This window comes from Iodobacter sp. BJB302, from assembly GCF_002735645.1.
In the GTDB taxonomy this organism is placed as follows: domain Bacteria; phylum Pseudomonadota; class Gammaproteobacteria; order Burkholderiales; family Chitinibacteraceae; genus Iodobacter.
This window is the reverse complement of record NZ_PDZG01000010.1, coordinates 51,464-76,008: the sequence shown is the minus strand read 5'-3', so window position 1 is coordinate 76,008 and position 24,545 is coordinate 51,464. Positions and strand designations below refer to the sequence as shown.

Here is a 24,545-nt window from a genome sequence, read left to right as displayed (position 1 = left end):
CTTTCCATGAAATCAGTGGCTAAGCCCATAATCTAAAACCAGACCCATAAAAATCACCGCGCCCACCCGGTTATTACTTAGAAAAGCTTTAAAGCAAGCGGCGGGTTCGCGGGCCATGATCTGGCTGTATTGCTGTGCGATCAGGCCGCTGGCAATCAGCAGCGAGATAAAGTAAATCAGGCCGCGCTGGCTTTGCAGCCCCAGCCATACCATCAGGGCAATAAAGCCTGTAAAGCAGAGCATCACCGCAATCACATCAAAGCGGCCAAAGGTGATGGCAGAGGTTTTGATGCCGATTTTTAAATCGTCGGGCCGGTCAACCATGGCGTATTCGGTATCATATGCGATGGTCCATAAAATATTGGCCAGCAGTAAGATCCATGCAAATGCAGGCACGCTGCCGGTTTGCGCGGCAAAGGCCATGGGGATGCCAAAGCCAAAGGCGATGCCTAAATAGGCTTGCGGCAGGGCCAGAAAGCGTTTGGTCAGCGGGTAAGACCCTGCCAGAAATACGGCGGGGACAGAAAGCAGTAGTGTCAGCCTGTTTAAAGGCAGTACCAGTAAAAATGCGGTGGCTGCCAGCCCTGCGGCGAGAAGGAGCGCTTCTTTGGGGCGCACTTCGCCAGAGACTAAGGGCCGGGCATGGGTACGCGCGACATGGCCATCAAAATCACGGTCACAATAATCGTTAATGACACAGCCTGCGGCGCGCATTAAAAATGTGCCAAGGCAAAAAATCAGCAACAGCACAGGGTCCGGATGGCCATTGCTGGCAAACCACAGCCCCCATAAGGTAGGCCAGAGCAGTAATAAAGTGCCGATGGGTTTGTCGATACGCATCAGGCGGGCGAAAGCAGGAAGACGGGATAGCATAGGGTGTGTCAGCTTCATAAAATATGCGCTTACTTTGCTGCCGTAAAGCGCTGGCGTCAAGGTGAATGGCGGCACAAGCCTGCCATGGTTTTTCAGGCAAGGGTGTATTGGCAAAGGGTAGGCAGAAAGACTTCGGTCACCAGTAGTTTGTCGTGTCCTGCGTAAAAGACCGAGCGCCTTGCCCATAGCCTTTGCGGTAATTTGCCCACTGCGGCATGGGCTTTTTGCCAGAGCGGATGGCGCTGATCAATGCAACACCAGCTCAGGCCGGAGCGGCGGATGGTGGGGTCAGCAAAGAGTAAAGCGCCTAATGGGCGGCTGCCGGTGCGGCCAAATAAATGAAATCCCTTGCGTAAAGCTGATGCGCTGGTGATGCTATGGGCGTAAACCAGTGGCGTTTGCCCGCTTTGCAGCAGCACTTCGCGGCAGGCGATGTGGCTTTTGGGGCTTAGTATATCTGTTTCATCCTGATGGGCTTTTTGCCAGCCCTGAAACAGCACCTGGACAGTAATGTTAGGAAAATGCGCCATCAGCATGGCAGTCAGAGAACCGCGTTCGGTAAGCCATGGGTGCAGAGGGCGGGGGGCAAGACAAAGAGGAGTGCGCCAGTAATGCGGCAAAGACATAAAAATGCGCCAGGGTGAACAGAGGCTAGATTATAAGCAGTGTCAGCTTGCTTGTGTGCTGGCATATTTATTAGTTTGATGGGATGAGCAGCGGGAGTTTTAACGCTTTGCTGCTAAGCTGGAAAAATGAATAAAGTAAAGTTTTTGGGAATCAATTTTTTAGTGTTTTTGCCGGTGGCTGCCGCGCAAGAGATTACGCTGCGTATCGGGGTGAATCAGCAGTCATCCCCTCCTTATATTATGGGCGACAGCCTGCAATTACAGCCTTTACCAGGGATTGCAATTGAACAGGTTCGTGCTGCAGCAACGCACTGCGGTATCGTGCCGGATATCGAGCGTTATCCGCCTTTGCGATTACTGAATAGTTTAAAAAGTAATTTGATTCAGGGCGTGCTTATGCTCTCTTATACCGGCGAGCGTGCTGCCTTTGCTGTTTATCCTATGCGCGATGAATTGCCTGATCACAGCCAGCGTTTAACCACGCTGAGTTACGCTTTTTTTGTAAATCAGACATCAAAGCTGGCTTGGGACGGGAAGAGCCTGACGGGTTTAAAGGGTAAAGTGGGTGCCAATATGGGGTGGTCGGTTGTTAAAGATCTGGAGCGGTTTAATATTCCTTTTGAAGCCGCGCTCAGTGTTGAAAATAACTTCGCCAAATTAAATGCCGGCCGTATTGATGCCTATGCAACCCAGCAAAATGTGGGTGATGCTTTTTTAGAGCAGCATAAAAAATTAAAAATAAGGCGCTTAGAGCCGAATATCAGTACAAAAGATTATTTTTTAATTTTTAGTAAATCTTTTTATGCAGAGCACCCTAGTCTGGCAACGTGTATCTGGAAAAAAATAGGCGATGAGCGTGATAAGTTTTTAAAAAAACGCATTCCTGTTTATTTACGCGAGAAATAATGAATGAATATTGTTGCAATGACCCCCGAATTATTCACCCGCTTCTGGCCCGTATTTTCTGCAATTATTCAGGCAGAAGAAACCTATGCATTTGACCCCGGCTTAACTGAGCAGCAGGCCTTTGATCTGTGGTGCACCCTGCCTGCCGAAACCTATGCGGCGCTGGATGATGGCGTGGTGCTTGGCTCTTATTTCATTAAAGCCAATGCCAGCGGCCCGGGCGCACATGTTAGCAATTGCGGCTATATGGTGGCAGACGCAGCCAGAGGCAAAGGCGTGGCCAAAGCACTGTGCCTGCATTCTAAACAGCGGGCCTTAGTGCTGGGTTTTAAAGCCATGCAGTTTAATGCCGTGGTTTCAAGCAATACCGTGGCCGTGGCGCTGTGGCAAAAGCTGGGTTTTGAAGTGATTGGCAGGGTACCTAAAGCTTACCGGCATAAGCAGCTGGGTTTTGTAGACACGCTGGTGATGTATCAGTGGTTGGCGGAATAGTATGCAAGGGCTGATTTAATTTATTTACTGCGTTTGGAGCGTTTTAAAAAAATTAGCCCCATCAACAGGAAAAATAAACCAAGCAATAAAGAGTCGGGCCAGTTGATTTCGGTGCAGTCAGACATATTTGAATTTGAGCAAACGCTCAAAAATTCATGTTTTTCACTTACAGAATATGAATACGCTATTGCAGAAAGTGAGAAAGCAGCAACGCTGAAGCAAAGACTTATTAATGAAAAAATAAAATAGAGAAGTGGCAGGATACGCTGGTGATTATTTTTCAAAATTTCAGGCTCCTGCTCACTTAAAATGGGACGATTTTAATTCTCATATTTTAACATTGCCTGAGACTGTCGCTTCAAACTTACCTTAAAACAACTTCCTCCTTCAGCAGGCGTTTGATATTCAACGTCCCCGCCATGATGTTCGGCGATGCGTTTCACCAGCGCCAGCCCCAGTCCGTGGCCGCCTTTGCCTTCGGGCGTGCCTGGCGTGCGGTAAAAGGGCTCGAAGATATGGGGCTGCGCGGCCGCTGCAATGCCTGGGCCCTGATCACAAATATAAAGCAGTACGCCATCCGCGCCGGAATCAATGCGGATGCTGAATGGCGCTGCGCCATAGCGTCTGGCGTTTTCTAAGAGATTGCGGATCAGGCGTTTTAAGAGGCGCGGATCAGCTTCGATTTCGGTCTCCGCCCCCTTTACGCTGGCCTGGTAGGGCGCGGCTTCTATCTGGCACAGCTCAAGTAAATCAATACGCTGGGTTTGCAGGCTTTCCGGCCGCGCATCAAGGCGGCTCATCAGCAGGATTTCTTCGACCAGCTCATTGAGCTCGCTGATATTCTGGCTCAGCTCTTTCTGTAAATGGGCAGGGGCATGATCGCCCAGCAGGGTGGCGGCCATTTGCAGGCGGGCCAGCGGCGAGCGTAATTCGTGTGAGGCATGGGCCAGCAGGTTTTTATGTGCGCTCAGCAGCTCGGCAATTTGCCCGGCGGCGCGGTTAAAGCGCATCGACAGCCGCGATACTTCGTCTTTGCCATGCACGGGTAAACGCACAGAAAAATCCCCTTCACCTAAGGCATCCAGCTGATTGGCGAGCGCTTCCAGGCGGCGGGTCAGCTTGCGTGTCAGGGGGATGGCCGCAATAGCTATGGCCAGCGCCAGCATGGCAAAACCTGCCAGTAAGCCGGGGCTTTTTTCCCTATGCGGCGGACGGCCGACCAGAATCAGGCGCTGATCAGGCAGGCGTAATTGAAAAATACGCGGCTTACCCTGCACGAGGTCCAAAGGCTCGCCCACGCTGGCAATGATTTGCCCGCCGGCAGCATAGAGGCTGATGGGAATATCGAATTCCTGAGTCAGCAGGGTAAAAGCGGCGGCTTGCTCGCTGACAGGCCGGTCAGCAGGCGGAAGCGCCGCAGCCAGCAAATTAGCCGTGCCGTGGATTAATCGTCTGGGCGGCTGATCGTCATGCCATTGATAAAGCAGCCCCGCCAGAAGTGCAAATAACACCAGGCTGCCGACAACGGTAAAGTAAATCTGCCAGTAAAGCTTATGCCGCACGAGGAGTCCTTTTAGCAGGGTGATATTTGATGTAGGGCGGGTGCAACCCGCCGAGCAGCGCTGAAAAATACTCGGGTTTTACCTCGCATTGGCGCTAAGCAAAGTCAAAAAGATCTTTTTAGTGCCTTCGGCACGTTGATTTTTGGAGCGGTAGCCACCGCGGGGCCTTCCTTTCTTGCTTCGCCAAGAAACGAAGCCAAGCGACAACAGCAAAACACGAAGGCCCCTGCGCCGCGGACAATCGAGTCGGCGGCAGGCGAGACTCGCTCGTGCCTCGCTGCCTCTGGCCGAAACCCCGCCCCGCTTGTTCCTCGCTCCGGCGTGTTTCAAGGGGAGGTTTAAGCCCCGTGCTACTAGCTGCGACATGAATCCAGATTGCTCATTTTTAAAATACTCAAAATTGAGGGGGTGTGAGATAAATCCACAGGGGTGTGCACGATAAATGTGGGACTTGTTGGGAAGTTGCACCACCAATTGGGAAGCTTCCTGCAATTGCATTTCAATAGGTGAAATTTTGCGCTAACGTGAATACAGCCACTTCAAAAGCTCTTCTGCGTTCTTAATTAGGGCTTTTGAGCTGTCAGAAGAGCCAAGTTTAGAGGCAACTTCCAAGCAACGCAATCTTGCCTCAATTGCAGATGGCTCATCATCAGATTCTTGATTGCAGCGAATTTTAGCTTCGTATGTTACTGCATATCTATGTAGAGCAGACTTAGAAACATCAAAGCCTTGTTCAGAAAGCCACGTGACGTGATCTTCGTATTGGCCAAATTGTGTGCCAATAAGCCGATTATGCAATTGCTCTAAAATCGGCAAAGGTAGTTTGTGATGAATTGAAGACGACCTACCCATTTTTTACACCTCCTCAACTTCTTCATCATCATCGCCGTCATCATCAAACAGATCCTTCTGCCTGCGGGCGATCTCCTCCAGCCGAACTGTTTTGACGATTTTATAGATCCACTGCAGCGATACGCCAAATTTACGAGCCAGTTCGCTGTGGTTGGTGCCATTAAATTCATCATAAATGCGCTGATCTCGTTTTGAGAGCTTTACCGATAGCCCCATTGGGAAGTAGATATTTTGCCCACCCCAATGCGCCGCCATTCGGTCTGCTATCTCGCTTGCGAGCTGTGCAGCTTTCTCAATATCCAAACTCGCCAGCTCAATGAGTGCCGCTGCAATATTGTCGGTCAGATCGACCAGCAACTCCGGGCCTTTGCTGCGGAAACTTTTATCCATGCTCATGATTTTTCCTTTGCATGATTCAACTGATCCGTCATTAATTCCCACGCGGCATGCATTGGATCGAATGTGCCTCGGTTTTCAACTTGATAGAGCAACTTATTTAACTTTTGCTGAACATCATCACTGCAGGTTATTGCGCCCATTTCCAAAACTAGCCTTGCAACCACTGCGGGCAAGAAACGCATCGCCCATTTTTTGAGTGATTCAATCAGCGTTTCTGCCTGCCGGTAATTTATCCACTGCAGTGCTTCAACGCCGGTAATGCGTTTCACATAGGCACATAGCGCCGCTTCGGAAGGATTTCTAACTCCGCCCAACTCATGCAAAAACAACCACAACGCCCGGATTTTTTTGCTGGTTTCTTCCTGGTCCAATGGTCGGTTTGAACCTGCCTTTGCAGATGTCACTTTGAAACCTCGACGCTTTAAATGGGCCAGCACAGCCAGAGCCTTCGGGACGCTTAAATTTTTGGCTGATTCAACACCCGCAATCTCTTTCAACATCGCGCGGTATGTTTCGTCATCCATTGCCAATTGTTTTTTTGCAATGTGGATTTGAGCTAAATGAGCGTTGCTTGCCATGATCAGATTCCTTAGTAAATTCACTTCGCACAGCGTCCTTATATATATAGAGACGCTGTACGCTGGGAATTAGCGGTTAACAGCGGTTTTTAGATCCTTGCTTACGCTAAATTTGGCAGAGCGGCTTGCAGCAATCGTGATGGTTTCACCTGTGCGAGGATTACGGCCCTCGCGTTCGGCACGCTCAGCCAGGGATAACTTGCCCAGCCCAGGCAGAGTCACATCATCGCCCTTGGCCAGTGCCTCTTGCGTGACCTCACCCAATGCACTGAGAAACGCCTCAGCATGGGTTTTGCTCACTTCGCGGCCTTGAAGTTTCATTTTTTCTGTTAATTGATTGATTAAATCTGCTTTAAACATGCTGCTTTGCTCCTTTTGAGCTTTGGAAAAATGGTTCTTAATTAGTCGGGGTTTGATTCAGCTTCAGTGGATTTATTTGGAGCAGTTACATTGCTCTCAGGCATATCCTCATCAGCTAAACTCTTAGTCAGCGCATCAAAAAAATTCTGGGCAGCGCTGCCGGTTAAACGCAGGGTCGTGCCACGTTTTTGGCGTGAAATCTTGATTGTGGATTTAGAACTCATCTCACACCTCAGCAATATCGACTGTATTTGGTGAATGGCATAGGTTCTGGCTGATCTCTATGACATGCCGCATTTCTTGACTGAGCGTTTCCCCATGTTTGGCTGCAACTACCGATATATTGTGTATTGCCTCTTTAATGGCACTTTGCTGTTGATTCATCGCCTTTGCTGTTTCATATAGCTTGGGAAAGCTATCTAACATCGCGGTAGAAAAATCAATCCAGCACTTACTACCCACCTTTGAAACTCTGGCCTTAGCATGTAGTCGCTGAAGCTGATCAAGGTTTGTAATTACACTCATTTGATACCCCACAAAATCAAGTTAATTGGTTGATTAAGTTCAATGCACAAGCGTTTCTACTATTTTGAGAGGGAAGTTTTCAAAAAGGCTGAGGCATAACAGCACACCTGCCTTATAAATAGCGGCATCTCTTCCCTCTAAGGTCAGCGAATTTTCGTCATTTTCATCATTTTGAAGCACGATTTTCATATCGTTAGCGCTGTTAACAATCAGATTTAAACGATTAATGCGCTCTTTGTGCCAATCAATCAAAGCCTCAGCTACCGGCAAGAAATCAACATCATCAATATCAGCTTCTCTCATCTCACACCCCCGCCACATCAAGCGAAATGGCTTCATATTTGCCTTCTTTCCCCACCCGCTCATACACCCGGATATAGGGCACAGTCCCTTGCACGCGCAGGCTCTCGCCCAGGGCCAGCATCGCCAGCTCCCACTTGCCCGTGCTATCCACCATCTGCAGGCGGCGCAGGCCCAGCACACGGCCTGCGCTGATCTTGCCTTCCTTATCCACCTGAAAAGCGTCATTCACCAGCACGCGGATATTCGGGTTTGCCCCTTCTGACCAGCTATTCACGCACTCATCAATCAGCGCCTTCGCCGCCTGCAGCCCCTCATCGAATGTCAGCACGTCATGCATGGCGCGCACAACTTTGTACTGGCCGTTAAACGTGGTCAGCGTCACATTGCCTTTTTTACCGCCGATGGGAGCGTTGTAGCGCTCAAAACTCAGATCGCAAAACGCCTCCACATCGCCCATCAAATCCAGTTTAAATTTACGCAATAAATCGCGCATTTCTTTGGCTTTACCCACGATCTCCTTAACCAACTTGTCGCGCTCGATATCGATCTCTTTGATGCTGGCCACGGGGACCTGGCGTCCCTTAGCATCTTCCATAAAATCTTCAGGCTTCATGATTTCACTCCAACTTTTAGACGCTTCTTCAGTTTTTCCAGCTCGCTGCGCGATTTCTGCATGCGCTCCGGGGTAAAAAAATCCTGGCCACTGTCCGGGCGGGGGATATACCAGCTTTTAGGCTGATACGTTTTTCCCTTTTCCCGTGCCGGTGGTAAGTCAGGCGGCGGGCGTTCGTCGATGCCTGCCACCCCCGCCGCGATCGTCACCAGCTCGGCCTGGTAATCATTCCAAACCTTGCGGCGAGCAAATAAACGATCCATCCCGCCCAGCACCAACTTATCTACCTTGCCCGCCAGCTCAGCACGGGTGGCCTCGTCCAGATCGCGTATCACGCCGCTTCGCGCCATAAAATATGCACGCCATACATTTGCGTGGCTTGCACGCAAACACGCACACCCTCCACATCGCGCACCTGCATGCCGCTGAGCATCACATTCCGCAGCGCCTTGCGAAAATGCGCGTCAATCTCCAGCGTGATTGCATCGTCAGCGGGTACCACTTGCGAGCTGGGGATCACCCGCAGTACTGGCACTCCAAACCCACGCAAGCGGCGCAGTGCCTCGTTTTCGCGGTTTAGTACTTCGGGCTTCAATACAGTAGCGCTCATGATTTCACCTCCAGCCATTGGATTAAGCAGCCATTCATTTCAAACTGCCACACCTCAAACGTCCCCGTGTGATTGCACACGCAGCGCACACGCTCGGCAGCAAAATCCGCTTTAAATTTGGAGCAGTAACCGTGGGCGTATTCAATAAGCACAAACGGTTTTCCAGTTAGCTCATCCTTGCTGCCTTGCAGGGCCACAGACAAACCCTTGCGAATCAGCCAATCGATGGCGCGTAACGACATGGTTACGTTTTCAGCAACTTTCATTGCTTTGGCCAGCCCTGGGCGCTGCAGATCCACAGCATGCATTGCGATTCCCATCTCACACCCCCTTCACTACATCAGCAGTAACAACCGGCGCACCCAGCTGCGCCGCCAGATTCATACACGCAGTCAGCAGGTTGCCTACTGCCAGCGGGTACAACAGAGAAACTGATTCATTTCGACCGGATCGGTTGCTGGCCAGCGTCAGCTTGCCCCGTAGCGCCTCAATACCGCTTGCATCAATCACCTCGGCCACCGGTTTATTCATGCGTTGAAATTTGAATTTCAGATAATCATCCAGCCTTGCCCCATCCAGTGGCAGCAGCTCCACCACTTCGCAGCGTTGCACCACTTCGCGCACCTCCGAATTGCGCTCGGATAACTTCGCTTTTAACTCTGGCTGGCCCACCAAGATGATGCTCAGCAGCTTTTTGAAACCCATTTCCAGCTCAAAAAATCGCTTTAAGTGCTTCAGCGTGGCAATTGGCAGAGAGTGGGCTTCGTCAATAATCAGGCAGTGGCTGTACCCTGCCTGGTGGCTGTCGCACAGCGCCGTGTGCAGCTGCTTAAACCGCGCCTCTGGATTAACCCGATTTCTTTGCAGCGGGGCCACCGCGCTTTTAATCGCCTCAACGATATCGGAGGCTTTCAGCGTTTTACCGCTGCGATCATTTCCCTCCATAGCCAAAACATAGGGGCGGATAATCATGATCGGCAGGTTTTCACGCAGAATACGGTCTTGCAAATCACGCATCAGCGTGGTTTTGCCCGCGCCAGATTCAGCCACTACCGCCATCATTCCCCCGTGTTTCGCGGTCTGAAACATCGCTTCGCGCACATAGCGCACATCGGGGCTGATATACATATCCTCGTGCGACTGCACCGCCTCATCCGCAAACGGATCTCGAAACAGCCCAAAATGCTTGCGGGTGGCTTGATGCAAGGTTTGTTTTCTTAGCAGCATGACGTCATCCTCGTTGATTGCAGTTTTTGAATGGTGAATCCGCGCGTTTTGAATCTGGTCGTTATTAACCCGAATCCCTTTAAACGCTGTAGGGGTCGGTTCTACTTCAAATACATACTGCGTTTGCGCCACTGCAGCGCCGTGCTCCGCTAAAAATGCCAAAATGGCGGCTTTTAATTCGTCTGTACTTCTCTGTTTGGGCCAATCATTGTGGTTAATGATTTGCGCTACACCCGCATCTGAAACACCAATCGCGGTAGCCAAATCACATTGCTTTATTAATAAAGAGTGCAAAACGCCTTTTAATCTCAACATTTCAGGCTCCTGATCAGGCTGCTTTAACGATGCGCAGCGGTGTTTTTTTGTCCGCAGCAGGGCTAATCAGCTCAGCGGCGATTGCTTCGATTTGTTCTTGAGGCACGCCCGCTGGATAGCGCTGTACCAACCATTGGAAACGCTCACCTGACCACGCCCCACCGGCATTTTCAACAGCGGCTTTGAGCAATTTGGCGGCTTCAATATGCGAAAGCGGAGGAAACTCAAGCACCGGCGCAGTGAGTTCATGCTCGGTACCACGGCGAGGTAGATAGGTCGGCAGCTCGGCATCATCAATGTGTTTATAAGGATCAAGCTGGCCACCAAAGGGCAGCGCCTTGGCTTTACGGGCCACTTCTGCATCGGCCTGCGAATCGGTACCCGTAACCAGCTGCTCAATCTGTTTGACCGCCCGTTGTGCCGGTGTTTCGGCGTGGGATTTGAACTCACCAAACGTCGCCGCTGTGTCCGCGAAACCGTATTCGTTTTTCACCACCTCAGGCACAATGTGGAAGACCTCCATGCCGTCCTCATTCACCAACACCACCTGCGCCGCATCACTGCGCCAGGGGTTGCGGGTGATCATCAGTTTTTCGCCCACCATCACATCCGGCACGCTGGACACATCAAACTCACGCCCTTGGAATGACACGCGCAGCTTAGGTGACACCTTGCGGCTTTCTGGCTCGGCCACCGCCAGTTCCCGGCATACCTCAACCGAGGGCGCTTTAATCAGCTGGCTGGCTAAAATCGTCATCCACAATTGATTGCGCGTCTTGCCGTGGCGGCTATGCACGGCGGTGGCGTTAAAATGCGCACGCCATTTCTTAGCCAGCGCATTCAACTCATCCAAATTAGCCACCGGCTGAAACTTCAAACCCGGCTCCAGCTTACGTTCGATAATATTGCGGGCGTTTTCGACTTGGCCCGTGGCGCGGGCACTGCCAGCCTTATGCACCACCATCTGAATGCCCAGCGCCCGACACAGATTTTTAGTCATGGATGCCGTATTGGCCGAGCCGGGGTCCAGATTCAGGATCTTTGGCACCCCGTGCAGCAGGTCTGCACCGCCACGCTCCTGCATGGCATTAATCAGTACCGAGCAGAGGTTTTCACCCGACTCTGCCCCCATCACGTATTCCACATAAATCCAGCCGCTGCAGTGTTCGGTGATCTCATAACTCCACACCCGATCCGCCGCAATCCGCGCTACGTTTTTAGGCTTGTTTTTATAAAACTCCGCGTGATCCATCACCCGCAGCCCGTTTGCATTCAGATCAATTGACGGCTTCAGGTAATACAACACGCACAGGCTGGCATCGATTTGCCAAACATGATTAGGGTGCAGGCTGGCTAGCTCTGTGACCGGCGCAGGGGCCAGCAACTGATCAGGGTGCAAGCCATAAGTACGCAGTGCCCGTGAAATGCTTGAGGTCGATAAGAGCCTGACTTCCCCCGACGCTTTATCAACACATTCCGCCCGAATCATGGCATTCGCTCTGAGTGTTTCCACCGCATCTGCCACCGAATACAAACGCTTGCCATTTTTACGGGTGGATTCCATCAACAACGCCGAAATGATCATGGCCTCATCTCTGCCCAGCTGACTTTGCCCCGCATCGTTGCGCTGTTTACGTGGCTCAGTCACAGACACCTCCTTCAGCTTTCTGGCCAGCGTGCCGGGGGACAGACATAACTCGCGGCAGGCCGTTTGATAAATCGCGCCTTTGCCGCCATGCCCGGCAAGGCGGGCCGCCTGAGCCACAGCAACAATGCGTTCGATAAGGACGGCGCTCATGGCTTAAGCCTCTTCCGGCGCGGTGGGCAGCGGGGCTTCTTCTCTCATCCAGGCGGGCATCACCTCACCATCCGGGGCTTCTTTAATACTGAATTCACCGCGCAGCTGGTTGAGTGCAAATTGCAATTGCCCCAATAGCCCCGCCATAAAATCGTCATGCATAAACCCATGCTGTTCGGTGTGCTCAGCTAATGCGGCAAACGGTTTTTTTAATGAGCGCAGTGCTATTTCGGCTGCAGAGACTTTTTTACTCACTTCAACTCTGAGTTCATCACCCACATCAATCGGGTCCATTTCAGCAATCAGTTTTTCGCGCTTGGCTAAATCAAGCTTAAGTTGGTCGCGCTCAGCATTGGTATTGGCTTGCAGCTGGCTGAGTGACTTATAGTTCTCACTGCCTTCACGTAAGGCCCGCTTTAATTCACGCGTGGTCATGCGGTCAATGGCGTCAAGTTTTAGCCCCGCAACAGTGCCTCCCTCAGCAAGTGCTACTAATTCATCATCATCTTCGGTCATTAATTCAAAGAGCTTGGTTTTTCCCAAAACGGCAAGCGCTTGCCGTTTTGAATCCAGAGAGGGAGAGGTGTATTTAATCGTTGCTTGCATCATTAAACGGGCGGTGCGCTCAGGGAGGCCCAGCTGCTCACGGACGATGGATTCAAACTCGCCATGAGGTTCGTTCTCTTTCAGCACAATCAGGCGCTTGCCTGCCTCCAGCATCGCTTCAGCGCTTTGGGCCATATAAAACCGAGCCTCATTCACAACACGGATGCGGTCATAAATCTGCCCATCACCAAACTGAGCGCTAATCTCCTGCGTGAGCGTGCTCATTTGCTGCTGATTTAGCCCATGCTCAACCGGCAATTCAGGTAAATCAATTACTTCGCTTGTTGGTTGTTTTGCGCGTCCCATCGTCAATCTCCTTAAGCACCAGCCGCGATGCGGCAGTTAATTTCAATAATTCGGCTTTGTAATTTGGCCACATGTTCTGCATGGGCCTGTGCGATCTGCAGCATTTGAACCGAGTGGGCAAATCGCCCGTTTTCCAGCTTTACAGCCAACCCTGCATCAATTAAATCCGCCATATCACGGGTGATGGTGGCGGGGCTGCAACCTAATGCATCAGCCAAATCCTTATTCGATAGGCCGGTGATCGTGTGGCCGCGCAGTGCTTTAAGTACCTGCAACACCCGGCTGCCTTTGCCGCTAGCTTGGGTTTTGCTCATTCTTCATCTCCCAGTGCCAGCTCTGGCTGGCTGTGTTTTTGAATATTCAGCTTGTGCCACGCCATGCTTTCCAACCCCCGCTGGATTGCCGCCAGCGTTTTTTCGGCATCACTTTTTTCATCAGCAAACCGCAGGATTTGCCCTACTGCTTCGGTGAGTACTGCCTGCAGGTTTTGAATGTCTTTAGCACTAGCGCGATTGCCCCTTGGCATATCAATCACCAGTTTTCCAGCTGAAGAAACCAGCCAGCGGCTTACAAAATGACAGCGGCACGCATTCTCATAAGCGGGGATCAAATTGGCAGGAAACCTGCCTGTTGCTAACCACTTATAAAGACAGTCATGCGTCACCCCCAGTAGGTCTGCCAGCCGCTCCACGGATAGGTTGTGCCTCTCCCGCGCGTAGTCTTTTGCGAGCCTCAGCGCTTCTATCAATGATCTGGGCTGAATGGAGTTCCAATTGCGCGGCATTTTTAGAAACCTTTGGTCAGCTGTCTTCTAAACAAATAAAAACTTTCGCCCTATGCAAACTAATTTCCATACGCGAAACTAAAGGGGCATAATCACTAACGGGAAAAACGGCTATGTCTGATGCAAATCGTTTGGTAAAAGTTGAGGCCCAAATCAATGCTATGGCTCATGCCTGGTTAACATTGGTAGCCGCGTTAGAAGTGGAATCGGGCTTTGATTCGGCAGGTCTGCAGCGTTCTTTACTACAGCGCCGCTGGCCAGGTCGCCCCGATCTGAACACAGAGGCGCGGGAGTCTTTGCGCTGGCTGTGCAATCAACTGGATGAAGCGCGGGCCACTCGCCAAACAGCAGCGCATTAATTGGAAAACCGTATTGGCAATATTGGGTAGCATCCATGATTAGCTCCTAGCGTTTATCTGAGCGGTCTGCATTAATGGGCTTTGCAAAAGGCTCGGCGGCTTGCTTGCGGGCAATTGCAACCCGATCCAGCTGATGTGCTAAGCATGCTGCAGACAAGGTGGCGACTAATACATTAGGTGGCTGTTGAGCAGCGCATGAAAGAGCGAGCGTTTCCATAATGATCATGCCTCGATTGCTTCAACGGACTTCATGCCCAGTTTCACGGCAATATCATGTGCTTTGCCGTAATGCGCTTTATCAGTACCGTTGAGCACGCGATAAACTTGATTACGGGTGTAGCCGTGTTGGGCCGCCCATTCAGTGAAGGTTTTTCCTTCACGACGGAACTTTGATTTGATTTGAGCAGGGGTCATAGCATTGGCTCCTTTGGGATTTTCCACAGGCCGCATGGCGATGCGTCTTGTGTGAATGATGTTGTGCGTTTGATGTGTTTATCATATTGCAGAATTCTGCAAGATGCAAAAGGAATATTGCAAAATGTTGCAAATAAGTTTGCGCCTAGAAGAAGAGCGTAAGCGCTTAGGTTTTAATCAAGACCAAATGGCTGCATTGGGAGGAGTGGCTAAGCGCACTTACTGTAATTACGAGGCTGGCATTAGTGCGCCAAGTGCCGTGATGCTAGAGGCCATTGCTAAGATGGGAGTTGATATTCAATACATTGTCACAGGCACTCACTCACAGTCCGCCCTTGCTGCGGATGAGCTGTTATTACTGAATGAATTTCGGGCCATGGACGAGAAAACGAGAAAGCGCATGCTGGCATTTGCGCTGGGCGGGGAAACCAGTAAATTTGTAGTACATGGTTCAGTAGGTCAAAACGTAGAGACAGCCAGCAACTTCACTATTGATATGCGCAAGGGACATAAATAAGCGATGGGTGAAAAAATTGAAGTCCATGGTGATATAGGTGCTGCGGTTAATGCTGAATCGGGTTCGACAGTTCATATTCATCATTACCACGGCAAGGTCATTAGCAAAGAGCAGGAGTTAATCAATCATGCAGTTTCAAAACTGATGAAGATTTGCACTGATTGGCATTGCAAAGAAGAAGTAGAAAAAATTAGTCAGACACTTTACGGCATCACTCTATTTAAAAACCTTCAGTTAGACCAAATCGCTACCCTGCAAAGGGTTGCTGAGGTTATCCAAAAAAGACTAGCCCAAGAGTTAAAAAAACAAGAGCAACAATTCGCCTGTATTCAGGGGTTAGAAGAAGGGTTAGGCCAAGCTCGACGTGATTCTGAACTTCAGGAGCAGATGACTCTGGATTTAGTGGGTAGTAGGCGTGAGCTGAGTGAAAAGATTGAAACATTAAAAAAACAAGTTGCCTGGCAAAAAAAACGAGCTGATCAGCCTTGCTCAGCATGTGAAGAAATAGATGAAAAGATTGGTTATTGGAAACAACTATTGATATGTGCCTTGACTGCGAGCTTTTTCATATTTGCTTGGTACATGGGTTGGGTTGGGCCATTGTTAGCTTGGGCTAGAGTTTAATGCCAGGTTAGCGAATCGAATAGTCAATAATCTTGCTCAATGGGTTAATGCACCTGTAGTTAAATCTACACGCAGTTCTGCCAAAAAAGCATACCGGGTTTCAATTGAGGAAAATGTCGATGATGCAAGCTAATCTATTTTTTAAATTGAGTGAAAAAGAAATACTAAAAAGTTTCCTTCATACTCTTCTATTTGCATTTATCTCTTTTCCTTTACACGCGGAAACCCTCACAGGGCAAATTATTGGTATCAGTGATGGAGATACCGCAACATTACTAACATCGGCTCACCAGCCTGTAAAAATCCGGCTTGGCCAAATAGACGCCCCAGAAAAAGCTCAGGCGTTTGGTGAAAAATCAAAACAATCATTATCAGAGCTGATCTACGGAAAAAACGTAAGTGTTGAAGTTGAAACAAAAGACAAATACGGAAGAACAGTTGGCAAAATTCTGGTGGGTAATCTTGATGCGAATCTTGAACAAGTAAAGCGAGGCATGGCCTGGTTCTATGTTCAGTATGGGCATGACATGGCTTATCGAGATGCGGAGAGCAAGGCCAAAGCTTCTCGCCTCGGCCTCTGGTCTGACATTAGCCCCACTGCTCCTTGGGACTGGCGTCACGGTACTAAAGCTGATGGTACAAAATCCCTTGAGACTTCCAGTGTGCTGAGTACTTCCACTTCAGGATCAAGTTTTAGCTGCGGTTCTAAACGTTATTGCAAAGAGATGTCGTCGTGTGAAGAGGCTAAATTTTATTTGCAACACTGCGGGGTGCAGACTATTGATGGGGATCGTGACGGTGTGCCATGTGAAAAACTGTGTAGGTAAGCGCGTTGCCATCCATCGGCTTTATTCGTAAATCAAGTAAATCCTCTTTACTTGATAATCAAGTAATTCTATTATAACTACATACATTAAACCATTAGAAAAAATATCCTTAAAAATTAAAACCCCCAGGGGCTGGGGGGATGTTAGAGATGCGAAAGGTATCCACAAATTTTGCGTTGGAACTATTTTTCAAAACATTGATGACATTTGGGATAAGGTGATTGCCTCCCATGAGTATTGGTCAAAATTAGACTCTTGGCTGGATAGCGGAGTAAGCTTTTCTGCTGAAAATTCTTTTACAAAGAAAGACCTTAAAGTTGTTAAATAAACAATGACTCATGAACAACTAAAATTATGGCGTGTTGAGACAATGCGCTACACACAGCAGCAAGCCGCAGACGCTATGGGCGTCAGGCTAACTGCATACCAAGAGTGGGAAAGAGGCGCTCGTTTTAGAGATAACCGACCAGTAGAGATAGACCGGCGCACATCGCTGGCCTGTGCTGCATTAGCTGCGGGGATTGAACCGCTTTAATCTATTAGCTAGTTTGCCGGTGTCATTATGTTAGAAGGAGCTTGCTATGAGTAAAGATCCAAAATCATGTGGCTATATATTTACTGTTTTGTTGCTCGCTGCATCGGCCAGCGCCCTTGCCACTGATGCTCATAAACTTTCTCTTGCTGAAGCAAGGGCGCTAGCTAAGAATTCATTTGATTATATAAACACATACAAAAAACCTTTGGGCGACAATGCGGTGCTGAATGAGGAGGCAATGACTCATATTTTTCGTTCTGAAAAATATCGCTCGTTGCTAAATAGCTGGCCTCCCATATTTACGGATCAACCTGATGCTGAGAAGTTTGTTAGCTGCCGTAATTTATTAACATCAGCTCAGTCATACGCAATTACACAGCAAAAATATGCGTCAGATCAGCTTGATGAAAAATTCGTTATTTCTCCACGAAAACAATATAAAACCGATTTAAAAAACTGCCAGAAAAACCTTGCAACTACAGATGCAATGTTTGCGCAACAGACCGCCGCACATAACAAGGAAATGATTCAGAAGTTTGGGGGAGTAGATTGCTTAACTGTTTTGAGCCTAGATAAAACAACTGGAAAAACAATAGAAATGCCCAAGCCAAATCACTGTAAGAAGTAATCAATGGCTATACCTTAAACAGCATTAAAAGACCTCCTCCCGCATGCCGCTGAAAATAGCGGCATGTTTCGTTTTGGAGGCGGCAAATGTCCCGCACTATTAATCTGATCGTGATTCACTGCTCAGCCAGCCACAATGGCCGAAGCTTAGGTAATGGCCGGGGCAAGAGCGCCGTTGAAATCATTGATGTATGGCACAGCAACCGGGGCTTTAAACGCAGCGCCGCTGCCCGTGATGCCTTTAACCCCATCCTTTCTGCTATTGGCTATCACTGGGTCATTGACTGCAATGGCACATTAGAAACTGGCCGCAATATTGATGAAATTGGCGCTCATGTGGCTGGGCACAATGCCAACTCCCTCGGCATTTGCATGGTGGGTACGGATGCGTTTACTCCCCGCCAGTGGGAGGCACTACATAGCCTGGTTAAATCTTTGCAGCAGAAATACCCCGCTGCAAAGGTGGTTGGCCACCGCGATTTATCGCCTGATCTGAACGGCGACGGCAAAATCTCCCCCAATGAATACAGCAAAACCTGCCCCGGCTTTTGCGTGGTGGATTGGCGTATGAATGGCATGCAGCCGCTGCTATCTCATGTAATTGGAGGCGAGAATGCAGCTCTCTGATCTGATTACCAACCCGCAGACCAACCGCTTAAGCCACAGCAAGCTGTGGGCCAATGTAGCGTGTGCGGCCTCAACCGCCGTGTTTATTAAGCAAGGCTGGGCGGGCACGCTAACCAGCGATGGCTGGCTGGTTTATTTGGGAGTGGTTGGCGGCTATGCCGTAGCCCGGCACTGGCTGGCCAGCCGCAAAGGAGGCTCTGATGCTTCCTGATTCTATCCTCTCCAAACTTTTACTAATGGGCGGCCTGTTTGCCGCTGGGCTGGCACTGGGCGGGGCTGGTGGCTGGAGCTGGGCTTCATCCCGCGCTGATGCTGAGTTTGCTGAGCAGCGAGACCAGGCCTTGCTTGATCGGCTGGCCGGAGCAAACCGCATGCTGGAGCAGCAGCAACAGGCGCAGGCATTTGGCGAAAAACTTGCCACCGAGCTGGATCAAACCCGCGCACAGCTGAGTGAGGCCCGTGTGCAGCTTTCAAGGAGTGTGAGCCGTGTTACCACTATCTATAAAGCCTCGCCCAGCGCGGCCCCTGTGCCGCTGCCTGCTGCTGTGTTTACTACTGGCTTTGTCCGCCTGTGGAACAGCGCCCTTGGCGTGCCCGCCGCCAGTGATCAACAAACCACCGCGAGTCTTACTGACGCGGCCAGTGCCTGCGATTCCGCTGATTGCCTCCTCGCCAGTGGCGTTACCCAGCCCGACATCCTGACCAATCATATCGACAACGCGCTGCGCTGCAGCACCATAGAGGCGCAGCTTAATCAGCTGATTAACTGGCATGAGCAGCAATGAAAAACGCGCATGTGTTGCAGTGGTATCGCTGGCAGCACTTTATGGCCCATCGCCAGCACCGTTTTTTAGCGATGCTGTACTGGGCTACGCAGCACAACCAAGAGGCGGGATTTACTCATGAATATCAATATTGAGTTCTGGCAGGCACTGAGCATGGGGTCCGCTGTGTTTGTGTTTTTTTCAGGGATGCTGATTGCTCTATTGAAAGCGCTTTTTAAACAATTTGAAGAACGGCAATCCTCTCGTTTCACGCAGATTGAAACCTCACTTGTTAAACGTGATGAGGATTTCAACAGGTTAGAACGCGATTGGCTGAAACATCTGGCCGAGTTGCCTATTCAATATGTGCGGCGTGAGGACTACATCCGGGGCCAGAGCGTATTGGAGGCCAAGCTGGATGCGCTGTATTCCAAGCTGGAAGTCACTCAATTAAGGAGCACCCGCAATGACTGATCTCGTCAAAATCCGCCGCGAATCCATGCGCTGGAATCTCATCAACACACTGGATAAAGCGCGCCCTCACACCAGCAATGAACAGTTTTTGCTGGAGGTGATGCGGGCAATCTATCCCGATGCCACTGCTCTGGAAGTCCGCCGCGAGCTGGATTATCTGAGCGATCGCCAGCTTGTAGAGCTGCGAAAAGAGCCGAGCGGCACATGGTTTGCAGACTTGACTCGCTGCGGGGTCGATATCGCCGAATACACCATTGAGTGCGAGCCAGGCATTGCCCGGCCCGTTAAATACTGGAGTTCATAATCATGGCCCGCCGCAGCAGTATCGATGGCCTGCCCGAAGATGCACGGCGCTGGTTAGAGCGTGCGCTCACTGAAAGCAATTTCAGCGGCTACCAGGCACTGGAGGAAATGCTAAGGGAGCAAGGCTATGTGATCAGCAAATCTGCCATTCACCGCTATGGCCAGAAAATAGAGCGGCGTTTTGCGGCCATTAAAGCCAGTACCGAAGCCGCCCGTATGCTCACTGAAGGCGCGTCGGATGATAAAGACGCCCGCTCCGAAGCGCTTGTGGCACTGGTGCAAACCGAGCTTTTTGATTCGATTATGAATCTGCAGGAGGCTACTGCAGAAGATGTAAACCCGGCAGACCGCATTGCCATGCTGTCCGATGCGGCTAAAAACATCGCCACACTGGCGCGGGCCTCTGTGAATCAGAAAAAATTCCGCTTAGAGCTGCAATCGCGGGTAGATGCTGCGGCTGCAGCGGTAGAAAAAGTGGTTAAAAATGGCGGGCTGTCTGACGCTGCTGCCGATGCCATCCGCCGCCAGATTTTAGGGATTGCAGCATGAGCGAACCCCGCATCAGCCGATCGCCAGCCGTATTGCTGCCCTACCAGCAGCGCTGGTGTGCCGATACCTCGCCCGTAAAAGTATGCGAAAAATCCCGCCGGATTGGTCTGTCATGGGCAGAGGCTGCAGATTCCGCATTGCTTTCCGCCAGCCAGAATGGCATGGATAGTTGGTACATCGGTTACAACAAAGTGATGGCATTGGAGTTTATTCGTGACTGCGCCGACTGGGCCAAGCACTACAGCCTGGCGGCTGGCGAGATTGAAGAAACCGAGGAAGTCTTTGTAGATGGCGACGATGAAAAAGCCATTCATGCATTCGTGATCCGCTTTGCCTCTGGCTACCGCGTGACCGCGCTATCCTCCCGTCCTAACAATTTACGGGGTAAAGCCGGGCGCGTGATTATTGATGAGGCGGCGTTCCACGAGCAGCTGGAAGAGCTGAAAAAAGCGGCGATGGCGCTGCTGATGTGGGGTGGCCAGGTTCATATTATCTCCACTCACGATGGGGTGACTAACCCATTTAACTCACTGATTGGCGATATTCGCGCGGGTAAAACGCCCTACAGCTTGCACCGCATTACGTTTAATGAAGCACTGGCAGAAGGATTGTATCGGCGTATTTGTTTACGCACAGGCAAAGAGTGGTCCGCCGATGGGGAGGCTGAATGGGCAAAGGGAATCCGGGCCTTCTATGGTGACGATGTAGAAGAAGAGCTGGATTGCATTCCCAAAGACAGCGGCGGTGCCTGGCTGTCCAGGGCGCTGATTGAATCTCGTATGAGCAAAGAAACGCCACTACTGCGTTACAAATGTGACGAGGGCTTTGAGCTATTGCCCGATCATATCCGCGAAGCAGAGTGTGCCGATTGGCTAAAAAAACACCTTGCCCCATTGCTGGCCAAGCTGCCAGCCGATGCCATTTCTTTCAACGGTGAAGACTTTGGCCGCAGCGGCGATTTGAGCGTGCATGTGCCACTGATCCAGCAGCAAAACTTGGTACGCCGTGTGCCCTTTATTTTAGAGCTGCGCAATGTGCCATTTCGGCAGCAAGAGCAGATCTGCTTTTACCTGCTGGACCGTCTGCCCCGCTTTATGGGCGGTGCATTCGACGCACGCGGCAATGGCCAGGCACTCGCCGAATATGCGATGCAAAAATACGGCATTAGCCGCATCCAGCAAGTAATGCTCAGCGAAGCTTGGTATCGCGAGCACATGCCGCCGGTTAAGGCCGCACTGGAAGATGGTAACCTGATTGATCTGCCCAGCCATGCCGATATTTTGGACGACCTGAAAGCGATCGAAGTGGTGCGCGGTGTGCCCCGTATTGCAGAAAAGCGCAGCACCGGGGAAGACAAGGGCAAACGCCACGGCGATGCAGCCATTGCCCTGGCGCTGGCTTACTTTGCCAGCCGCGAACTCAACAAAGGGCCGGTCAAAGTCAAATCGCGCCGCCGCCGTGGCGGTGAAAAAATCACACGGGGATACCAATGAAAGCCAAGGGATTATGGGTTAGCCCCACAGAATTCGTGCAGTTTGGCGAGCAGAACAAAGCACTCTCCGAGCAGCTGGCCACGCGCAGCCGCAGCATTGATTTTTACGGCCTGGGCATGTACCTGCCCAACCCGGATACTGTGCTGAAAAAACTGGGCCTGGATATCAAAGTCTATAGGGAGCTGCGCTCAGACTCCAGCGTGGGTGCATTTATCCGCCGCCGTAAATCCGCAGTGAAAGCACTTGAATGGGGCATTAACCGCGAATCTGCAAAAAGCAGTGCCAGCAAGCTGATCACCTCTGTTTTTAGTAATTTAAAACTGGAGCGCATCATTAATGAAATGTTGGATGCCGTGCTGTTTGGCTATCAGCCCATGGAGATCGTCTGGGGCAAAGTGGGCAGCTATATCGTACCAATCGATATCATCGGTAAACCTGCAGAGTGGTTTGTATTTAGCCCAGAAAACGAGTTGCGCCTGCGCACAAAAGAAAATCGTATCGAAGGTGAAGAGCTGCCCGATCGCAAGTTTCTTTTACCCCGGCAAGATCCCAGCTATGACAACCCGTATGGTTTTCCAGATCTGAGCATGGTGTTCTGGCCCACCACCTTTAAAAAAGGCGGCTTAAAGTTTTGGGTGACGTTTACCGAAAAATACGGCATGCCGTGGGTCGTCGGCAAACACCCACGCGGCACACCAGAGCCAGAGATTGATCGGCTACTCGATAGCTTGGAAAACATGGTGCAGGACGCAGCTGCCGTGATCCCAGATGACTCCAGTGTTGAGATCAAAGAAGCCGCCGGTAAAGCAGGCAGTGCCGATGTGTACGAGCGGCTGCTGTACTTTTGCCGCTCTGAGGTCTCGATTGCCCTGCTTGGCCAGAACCAAACGACCGAATCCACCAGCAATAAAGCGTCTGCCACGGCTGGGCTGGAGGTCACCCGCGATCTGCGCGATGGCGACAAAGCCATTATTGAAGAAACCCTCAATCAGCTGATCGAGTGGATTTGTGATCTGAATTTTGGCGAGGGCGTGGCGCGGCCCACATTCAGTATGTGGGAGCAAAAAGAGGTTAATGATGTACAAGCCACGAGGGATGAAAAACTCAGCAGAGCCGGTGCCAAATTCACCCCGGCCTATTTCAAGCGGGCATACGATCTGCAAAACGGGGATTTAGATGAAACCCCAGTCAGCGACGCACCCGCCACGGCCCCTGCAGATTTTGCGGAAAGTGTAGACGAGCCTGATTATGCGGATCTGGCCAGCAATACCCTCGCTGAAGAAGCCCAGCCCCACTTAGATGAATGGCTGGGGCGGATTCGCCAGCGGCTTGACCAGGTGGATGATCTCTCCCAGCTGCAAACATCGCTGCTGGCTGAATTTAGCGAGCTGGATATTGGCGACATGGCCAAGGTGATGAGCCTGGCATTTGCGTGCGCTGATGCGGCTGGCCGTGCAGAGGTTAAAAATGGCGGTTGATCTGAGTGCCGTTTTTGCAAAGCCATTTGCCGAGCAGCTGGCCTATTTTTCCAAGAAATTGGCGCTGCCATCAGAGCATTGGGATGATCTCATTGCTGCTGGCCACGACCGTGGTTTTATTGTGGCGGGAGCCATGAAAGAAGACCTGGTAGCGGATCTGAAAACCGCTATTCAGACCGCCATTGATGAAGGCAAAACCATCCAAGCGTTTCGTGACGAGTTTGAAAACATTGTGCAAAAGCGTGGCTGGACCGGCTGGCTGGGTGAAGGCAGTGCGGATGGAATCGCATGGCGCACCCGGATCATTTACACCACCAACCTGCGCACCAGCTACTCTGCAGGCCGCTATGCCCAAATGACCGACCCGGAAGTGTTGGCGAGCCGACCCTACTGGCGCTATGTGCATCGCTCCCGCGAGCATCCACGGCTCAGCCACAAAGCCTGGCACAACACGGTGCTACCGGCACAAGACCCGTGGTTTGATACCCACTTCACACCAAACGGCTTTGGCTGCAAATGCATTATTGAGGCCATCAATGAGCGGGAAATGAAACGGCTCGGCAAGGCCAAGCCGGATACCGCGCCGGATGATGGCACTTATCAACATGTGGTAAAGCGCACCGGCGAAGTAGTCACGCTGCCTGTTGGTATTCAATACGGCTGGGATTACGCGCCGGGGCAAAGTGTGGCTGAAGATATACGAAGGATGGCGCGATGATTCAAATTACTCTGACCGAAGCTGCAGTGCGCCGAGCACTGGCCAATGTACAAAGCGCAGCCATCAATCTGCGGCCGGTGTTTAAAGACATTGGTGAACACCTGACCAATACCACAATCAGGCGCTTTGACGAGGGCCGTGGCCCGGATGGTGAAAAGTGGGCACTCAACAGTGTGCTTTCAACGCTGAACTACAAAGAAGGGGATCGCCCCCTGATTGGCGAGACCCACTCGCTATCGAATGAGATTCACTATGAGGCTGACAGCGCGGGTGTGATGGTCGGCAGTAGTAAAGTACAGGCAGCCATGATGCAGTTTGGCGGTAAAAAATCTGAATTCCCGCATCTGTGGGGCGATATCCCAGCCCGCCCATTTTTGGGTGTGTCTGCTGAGGATGAGCGCGAAATCCTTGATCTGTGCCTGGATCACCTCACCCGTGCGGCCCTTCGGTAACGCCGCCAGCTGCGCCCTCGCTCCCCTTCACACAAGCCAACATAGCCTA

Annotated in this window: 40 protein-coding genes; 19 read left to right on the top strand and 21 right to left on the bottom strand. The window is 51.0% G+C overall.

Annotated features, from left to right (window positions below; genetic code table 11):
- Positions 1-12: 12 nt before the first annotated feature.
- Complete coding sequence (gene ubiA, locus CSQ88_RS05330; protein WP_099397083.1) at positions 13-891, bottom strand: 4-hydroxybenzoate octaprenyltransferase; 879 nt, start codon at positions 889-891, stop codon at positions 13-15.
- A 74-nt stretch (positions 892-965) separates the two neighbouring features.
- Entirely contained in the window at positions 966-1,499 is a 534-nt protein-coding gene (locus CSQ88_RS05325; protein WP_099397066.1) for a chorismate lyase, read from the bottom strand.
- Between the two features lie 126 nt (positions 1,500-1,625).
- Here CSQ88_RS05325 and CSQ88_RS05320 point away from each other — a divergent pair, with 126 nt between their 5' ends.
- Complete coding sequence (locus tag CSQ88_RS05320) at positions 1,626-2,405, top strand: ABC transporter substrate-binding protein (RefSeq protein ID WP_099397065.1); 780 nt, start codon at positions 1,626-1,628, stop codon at positions 2,403-2,405.
- Between the two features lie 3 nt (positions 2,406-2,408).
- Complete coding sequence (locus CSQ88_RS05315) at positions 2,409-2,897, top strand: GNAT family N-acetyltransferase (RefSeq protein ID WP_257212474.1); 489 nt, start codon at positions 2,409-2,411, stop codon at positions 2,895-2,897.
- Between the two features lie 320 nt (positions 2,898-3,217).
- Here the strand turns inward: CSQ88_RS05315 and CSQ88_RS05305 are convergent, their stop codons facing one another.
- The 17 genes from CSQ88_RS05305 to CSQ88_RS05225 all read right to left on the bottom strand — a co-directional run bounded on the left by CSQ88_RS05305 (position 3,218) and on the right by CSQ88_RS05225 (position 13,735).
- Positions 3,218-4,459, bottom strand: coding sequence for a HAMP domain-containing sensor histidine kinase (locus tag CSQ88_RS05305; protein WP_099397063.1), 1,242 nt, complete (start codon positions 4,457-4,459; stop codon positions 3,218-3,220).
- A 519-nt stretch (positions 4,460-4,978) separates the two neighbouring features.
- A complete protein-coding gene (locus CSQ88_RS05300) occupies positions 4,979-5,311 on the bottom strand; it encodes a phage protein Gp27 family protein (protein WP_099397062.1) in 333 nt (110 codons plus the stop codon).
- 3 nt (positions 5,312-5,314) lie between these two features.
- Positions 5,315-5,707: a Mor transcription activator family protein gene (locus CSQ88_RS05295; RefSeq protein WP_257212471.1), complete on the bottom strand. Its 393-nt coding sequence runs from the start codon at positions 5,705-5,707 to the stop codon at positions 5,315-5,317.
- Positions 5,704-6,288 (bottom strand): gp16 family protein, encoded by a 585-nt coding sequence (locus tag CSQ88_RS05290; RefSeq protein WP_099397061.1) that lies wholly within the window; start codon positions 6,286-6,288, stop codon positions 5,704-5,706. Before CSQ88_RS05290 ends, CSQ88_RS05295 begins: the two co-directional genes overlap by 4 nt.
- Before the next feature lie 69 nt (positions 6,289-6,357).
- Positions 6,358-6,648 (bottom strand): HU family DNA-binding protein, encoded by a 291-nt coding sequence (locus tag CSQ88_RS05285; protein WP_099397060.1) that lies wholly within the window; start codon positions 6,646-6,648, stop codon positions 6,358-6,360.
- 41 nt (positions 6,649-6,689) lie between these two features.
- Entirely contained in the window at positions 6,690-6,872 is a 183-nt protein-coding gene (locus CSQ88_RS05280; protein WP_099397059.1) for a hypothetical protein, read from the bottom strand.
- A gap of 1 nt (position 6,873) precedes the next feature.
- Complete coding sequence (locus CSQ88_RS05275) at positions 6,874-7,173, bottom strand: hypothetical protein (RefSeq protein ID WP_099397058.1); 300 nt, start codon at positions 7,171-7,173, stop codon at positions 6,874-6,876.
- A 39-nt stretch (positions 7,174-7,212) separates the two neighbouring features.
- A complete protein-coding gene (locus CSQ88_RS05270) occupies positions 7,213-7,476 on the bottom strand; it encodes a hypothetical protein (RefSeq protein WP_099397057.1) in 264 nt (87 codons plus the stop codon).
- A gap of 1 nt (position 7,477) precedes the next feature.
- Positions 7,478-8,089: a DUF3164 family protein gene (locus CSQ88_RS05265; protein ID WP_099397056.1), complete on the bottom strand. Its 612-nt coding sequence runs from the start codon at positions 8,087-8,089 to the stop codon at positions 7,478-7,480.
- Complete coding sequence (locus tag CSQ88_RS05260) at positions 8,086-8,439, bottom strand: hypothetical protein (protein ID WP_099397055.1); 354 nt, start codon at positions 8,437-8,439, stop codon at positions 8,086-8,088. The genes CSQ88_RS05265 and CSQ88_RS05260 overlap by 4 nt, the downstream gene beginning before the upstream one ends.
- Complete coding sequence (locus tag CSQ88_RS05255; RefSeq protein WP_099397054.1) at positions 8,421-8,699, bottom strand: hypothetical protein; 279 nt, start codon at positions 8,697-8,699, stop codon at positions 8,421-8,423. The genes CSQ88_RS05260 and CSQ88_RS05255 overlap by 19 nt, the downstream gene beginning before the upstream one ends.
- A complete protein-coding gene (locus tag CSQ88_RS05250; RefSeq protein ID WP_099397053.1) occupies positions 8,696-9,019 on the bottom strand; it encodes a hypothetical protein in 324 nt (107 codons plus the stop codon). Before CSQ88_RS05250 ends, CSQ88_RS05255 begins: the two co-directional genes overlap by 4 nt.
- 1 nt (position 9,020) lies before the next feature.
- Entirely contained in the window at positions 9,021-10,241 is a 1,221-nt protein-coding gene (locus CSQ88_RS05245; RefSeq protein WP_099397052.1) for an ExeA family protein, read from the bottom strand.
- Between the two features lie 13 nt (positions 10,242-10,254).
- Positions 10,255-12,039, bottom strand: coding sequence for a DDE-type integrase/transposase/recombinase (locus CSQ88_RS05240; RefSeq protein WP_099397051.1), 1,785 nt, complete (start codon positions 12,037-12,039; stop codon positions 10,255-10,257).
- Positions 12,040-12,042: 3 nt separating this feature from the next.
- Positions 12,043-12,951, bottom strand: a complete 909-nt coding sequence (locus CSQ88_RS05235; protein ID WP_099397050.1) for a DUF3102 domain-containing protein — start codon at positions 12,949-12,951, stop codon at positions 12,043-12,045.
- A gap of 11 nt (positions 12,952-12,962) precedes the next feature.
- Positions 12,963-13,265, bottom strand: coding sequence for a helix-turn-helix domain-containing protein (locus CSQ88_RS05230; RefSeq protein ID WP_099397049.1), 303 nt, complete (start codon positions 13,263-13,265; stop codon positions 12,963-12,965).
- Positions 13,262-13,735, bottom strand: a complete 474-nt coding sequence (locus CSQ88_RS05225; RefSeq protein ID WP_099397048.1) for a hypothetical protein — start codon at positions 13,733-13,735, stop codon at positions 13,262-13,264. The genes CSQ88_RS05230 and CSQ88_RS05225 overlap by 4 nt, the downstream gene beginning before the upstream one ends.
- Positions 13,736-13,848: 113 nt before the next feature.
- Here CSQ88_RS05225 and CSQ88_RS05220 point away from each other — a divergent pair, with 113 nt between their 5' ends.
- Positions 13,849-14,094, top strand: a complete 246-nt coding sequence (locus CSQ88_RS05220) for a hypothetical protein (protein WP_099397047.1) — start codon at positions 13,849-13,851, stop codon at positions 14,092-14,094.
- Between the two features lie 46 nt (positions 14,095-14,140).
- Here CSQ88_RS05220 and CSQ88_RS22920 read toward each other — a convergent pair whose 3' ends face one another.
- Together CSQ88_RS22920 and CSQ88_RS05210 are read right to left on the bottom strand one after the other, a co-directional pair.
- Complete coding sequence (locus CSQ88_RS22920) at positions 14,141-14,311, bottom strand: hypothetical protein (RefSeq protein WP_180273535.1); 171 nt, start codon at positions 14,309-14,311, stop codon at positions 14,141-14,143.
- A gap of 5 nt (positions 14,312-14,316) precedes the next feature.
- Positions 14,317-14,508, bottom strand: a complete 192-nt coding sequence (locus tag CSQ88_RS05210) for a DNA-binding protein (RefSeq protein WP_099397045.1) — start codon at positions 14,506-14,508, stop codon at positions 14,317-14,319.
- A 124-nt stretch (positions 14,509-14,632) separates the two neighbouring features.
- Between CSQ88_RS05210 and CSQ88_RS05205 the strand changes: the two genes are divergently transcribed.
- The 16 genes from CSQ88_RS05205 to CSQ88_RS05135 all read left to right on the top strand — a co-directional run bounded on the left by CSQ88_RS05205 (position 14,633) and on the right by CSQ88_RS05135 (position 24,496).
- Positions 14,633-15,025: a helix-turn-helix domain-containing protein gene (locus CSQ88_RS05205; RefSeq protein WP_180273534.1), complete on the top strand. Its 393-nt coding sequence runs from the start codon at positions 14,633-14,635 to the stop codon at positions 15,023-15,025.
- A gap of 3 nt (positions 15,026-15,028) precedes the next feature.
- Positions 15,029-15,649, top strand: a complete 621-nt coding sequence (locus CSQ88_RS05200; protein ID WP_099397043.1) for a hypothetical protein — start codon at positions 15,029-15,031, stop codon at positions 15,647-15,649.
- A gap of 119 nt (positions 15,650-15,768) precedes the next feature.
- The gene (locus tag CSQ88_RS05195) at positions 15,769-16,476 is read left to right on the top strand and encodes a thermonuclease family protein (RefSeq protein WP_180273533.1); all 708 of its coding nucleotides are present in this window, start codon (positions 15,769-15,771) and stop codon (positions 16,474-16,476) included.
- A 370-nt stretch (positions 16,477-16,846) separates the two neighbouring features.
- Positions 16,847-17,011 carry an XRE family transcriptional regulator gene (locus CSQ88_RS05190; protein ID WP_143449418.1) on the top strand — a complete coding sequence of 55 codons (165 nt, stop codon included), beginning with the start codon at positions 16,847-16,849 and terminating at the stop codon, positions 17,009-17,011.
- A gap of 46 nt (positions 17,012-17,057) precedes the next feature.
- Positions 17,058-17,639 carry a hypothetical protein gene (locus CSQ88_RS05185; RefSeq protein WP_099397040.1) on the top strand — a complete coding sequence of 194 codons (582 nt, stop codon included), beginning with the start codon at positions 17,058-17,060 and terminating at the stop codon, positions 17,637-17,639.
- An 86-nt stretch (positions 17,640-17,725) separates the two neighbouring features.
- Positions 17,726-18,265 carry an N-acetylmuramoyl-L-alanine amidase gene (locus CSQ88_RS05180; protein ID WP_099397039.1) on the top strand — a complete coding sequence of 180 codons (540 nt, stop codon included), beginning with the start codon at positions 17,726-17,728 and terminating at the stop codon, positions 18,263-18,265.
- On the top strand, positions 18,252-18,476 hold the full coding sequence (locus tag CSQ88_RS05175) for a hypothetical protein (protein WP_099397038.1): 225 nt from the start codon (positions 18,252-18,254) through the stop codon (positions 18,474-18,476). The genes CSQ88_RS05180 and CSQ88_RS05175 overlap by 14 nt, the downstream gene beginning before the upstream one ends.
- Positions 18,466-19,050 (top strand): hypothetical protein, encoded by a 585-nt coding sequence (locus tag CSQ88_RS05170; protein ID WP_099397037.1) that lies wholly within the window; start codon positions 18,466-18,468, stop codon positions 19,048-19,050. Before CSQ88_RS05175 ends, CSQ88_RS05170 begins: the two co-directional genes overlap by 11 nt.
- Positions 19,047-19,184: a hypothetical protein gene (locus tag CSQ88_RS22915; protein WP_180273532.1), complete on the top strand. Its 138-nt coding sequence runs from the start codon at positions 19,047-19,049 to the stop codon at positions 19,182-19,184. Before CSQ88_RS05170 ends, CSQ88_RS22915 begins: the two co-directional genes overlap by 4 nt.
- Positions 19,168-19,503 (top strand): hypothetical protein, encoded by a 336-nt coding sequence (locus CSQ88_RS05165; protein ID WP_099397036.1) that lies wholly within the window; start codon positions 19,168-19,170, stop codon positions 19,501-19,503. Before CSQ88_RS22915 ends, CSQ88_RS05165 begins: the two co-directional genes overlap by 17 nt.
- A complete protein-coding gene (locus CSQ88_RS05160; RefSeq protein ID WP_099397035.1) occupies positions 19,496-19,807 on the top strand; it encodes a hypothetical protein in 312 nt (103 codons plus the stop codon). The genes CSQ88_RS05165 and CSQ88_RS05160 overlap by 8 nt, the downstream gene beginning before the upstream one ends.
- Positions 19,808-19,809: 2 nt before the next feature.
- Positions 19,810-20,355 carry a DUF3486 family protein gene (locus CSQ88_RS05155; RefSeq protein ID WP_099397034.1) on the top strand — a complete coding sequence of 182 codons (546 nt, stop codon included), beginning with the start codon at positions 19,810-19,812 and terminating at the stop codon, positions 20,353-20,355.
- The gene (locus CSQ88_RS05150; protein ID WP_099397033.1) at positions 20,352-21,848 is read left to right on the top strand and encodes a hypothetical protein; all 1,497 of its coding nucleotides are present in this window, start codon (positions 20,352-20,354) and stop codon (positions 21,846-21,848) included. Before CSQ88_RS05155 ends, CSQ88_RS05150 begins: the two co-directional genes overlap by 4 nt.
- Positions 21,845-23,326, top strand: a complete 1,482-nt coding sequence (locus CSQ88_RS05145; RefSeq protein ID WP_099397032.1) for a DUF935 domain-containing protein — start codon at positions 21,845-21,847, stop codon at positions 23,324-23,326. Before CSQ88_RS05150 ends, CSQ88_RS05145 begins: the two co-directional genes overlap by 4 nt.
- Positions 23,316-24,044 carry a phage minor head protein gene (locus tag CSQ88_RS05140; protein WP_180273531.1) on the top strand — a complete coding sequence of 243 codons (729 nt, stop codon included), beginning with the start codon at positions 23,316-23,318 and terminating at the stop codon, positions 24,042-24,044. Before CSQ88_RS05145 ends, CSQ88_RS05140 begins: the two co-directional genes overlap by 11 nt.
- Entirely contained in the window at positions 24,041-24,496 is a 456-nt protein-coding gene (locus CSQ88_RS05135) for a phage virion morphogenesis protein (RefSeq protein ID WP_099397030.1), read from the top strand. Before CSQ88_RS05140 ends, CSQ88_RS05135 begins: the two co-directional genes overlap by 4 nt.
- Positions 24,497-24,545: the final 49 nt, after the last annotated feature.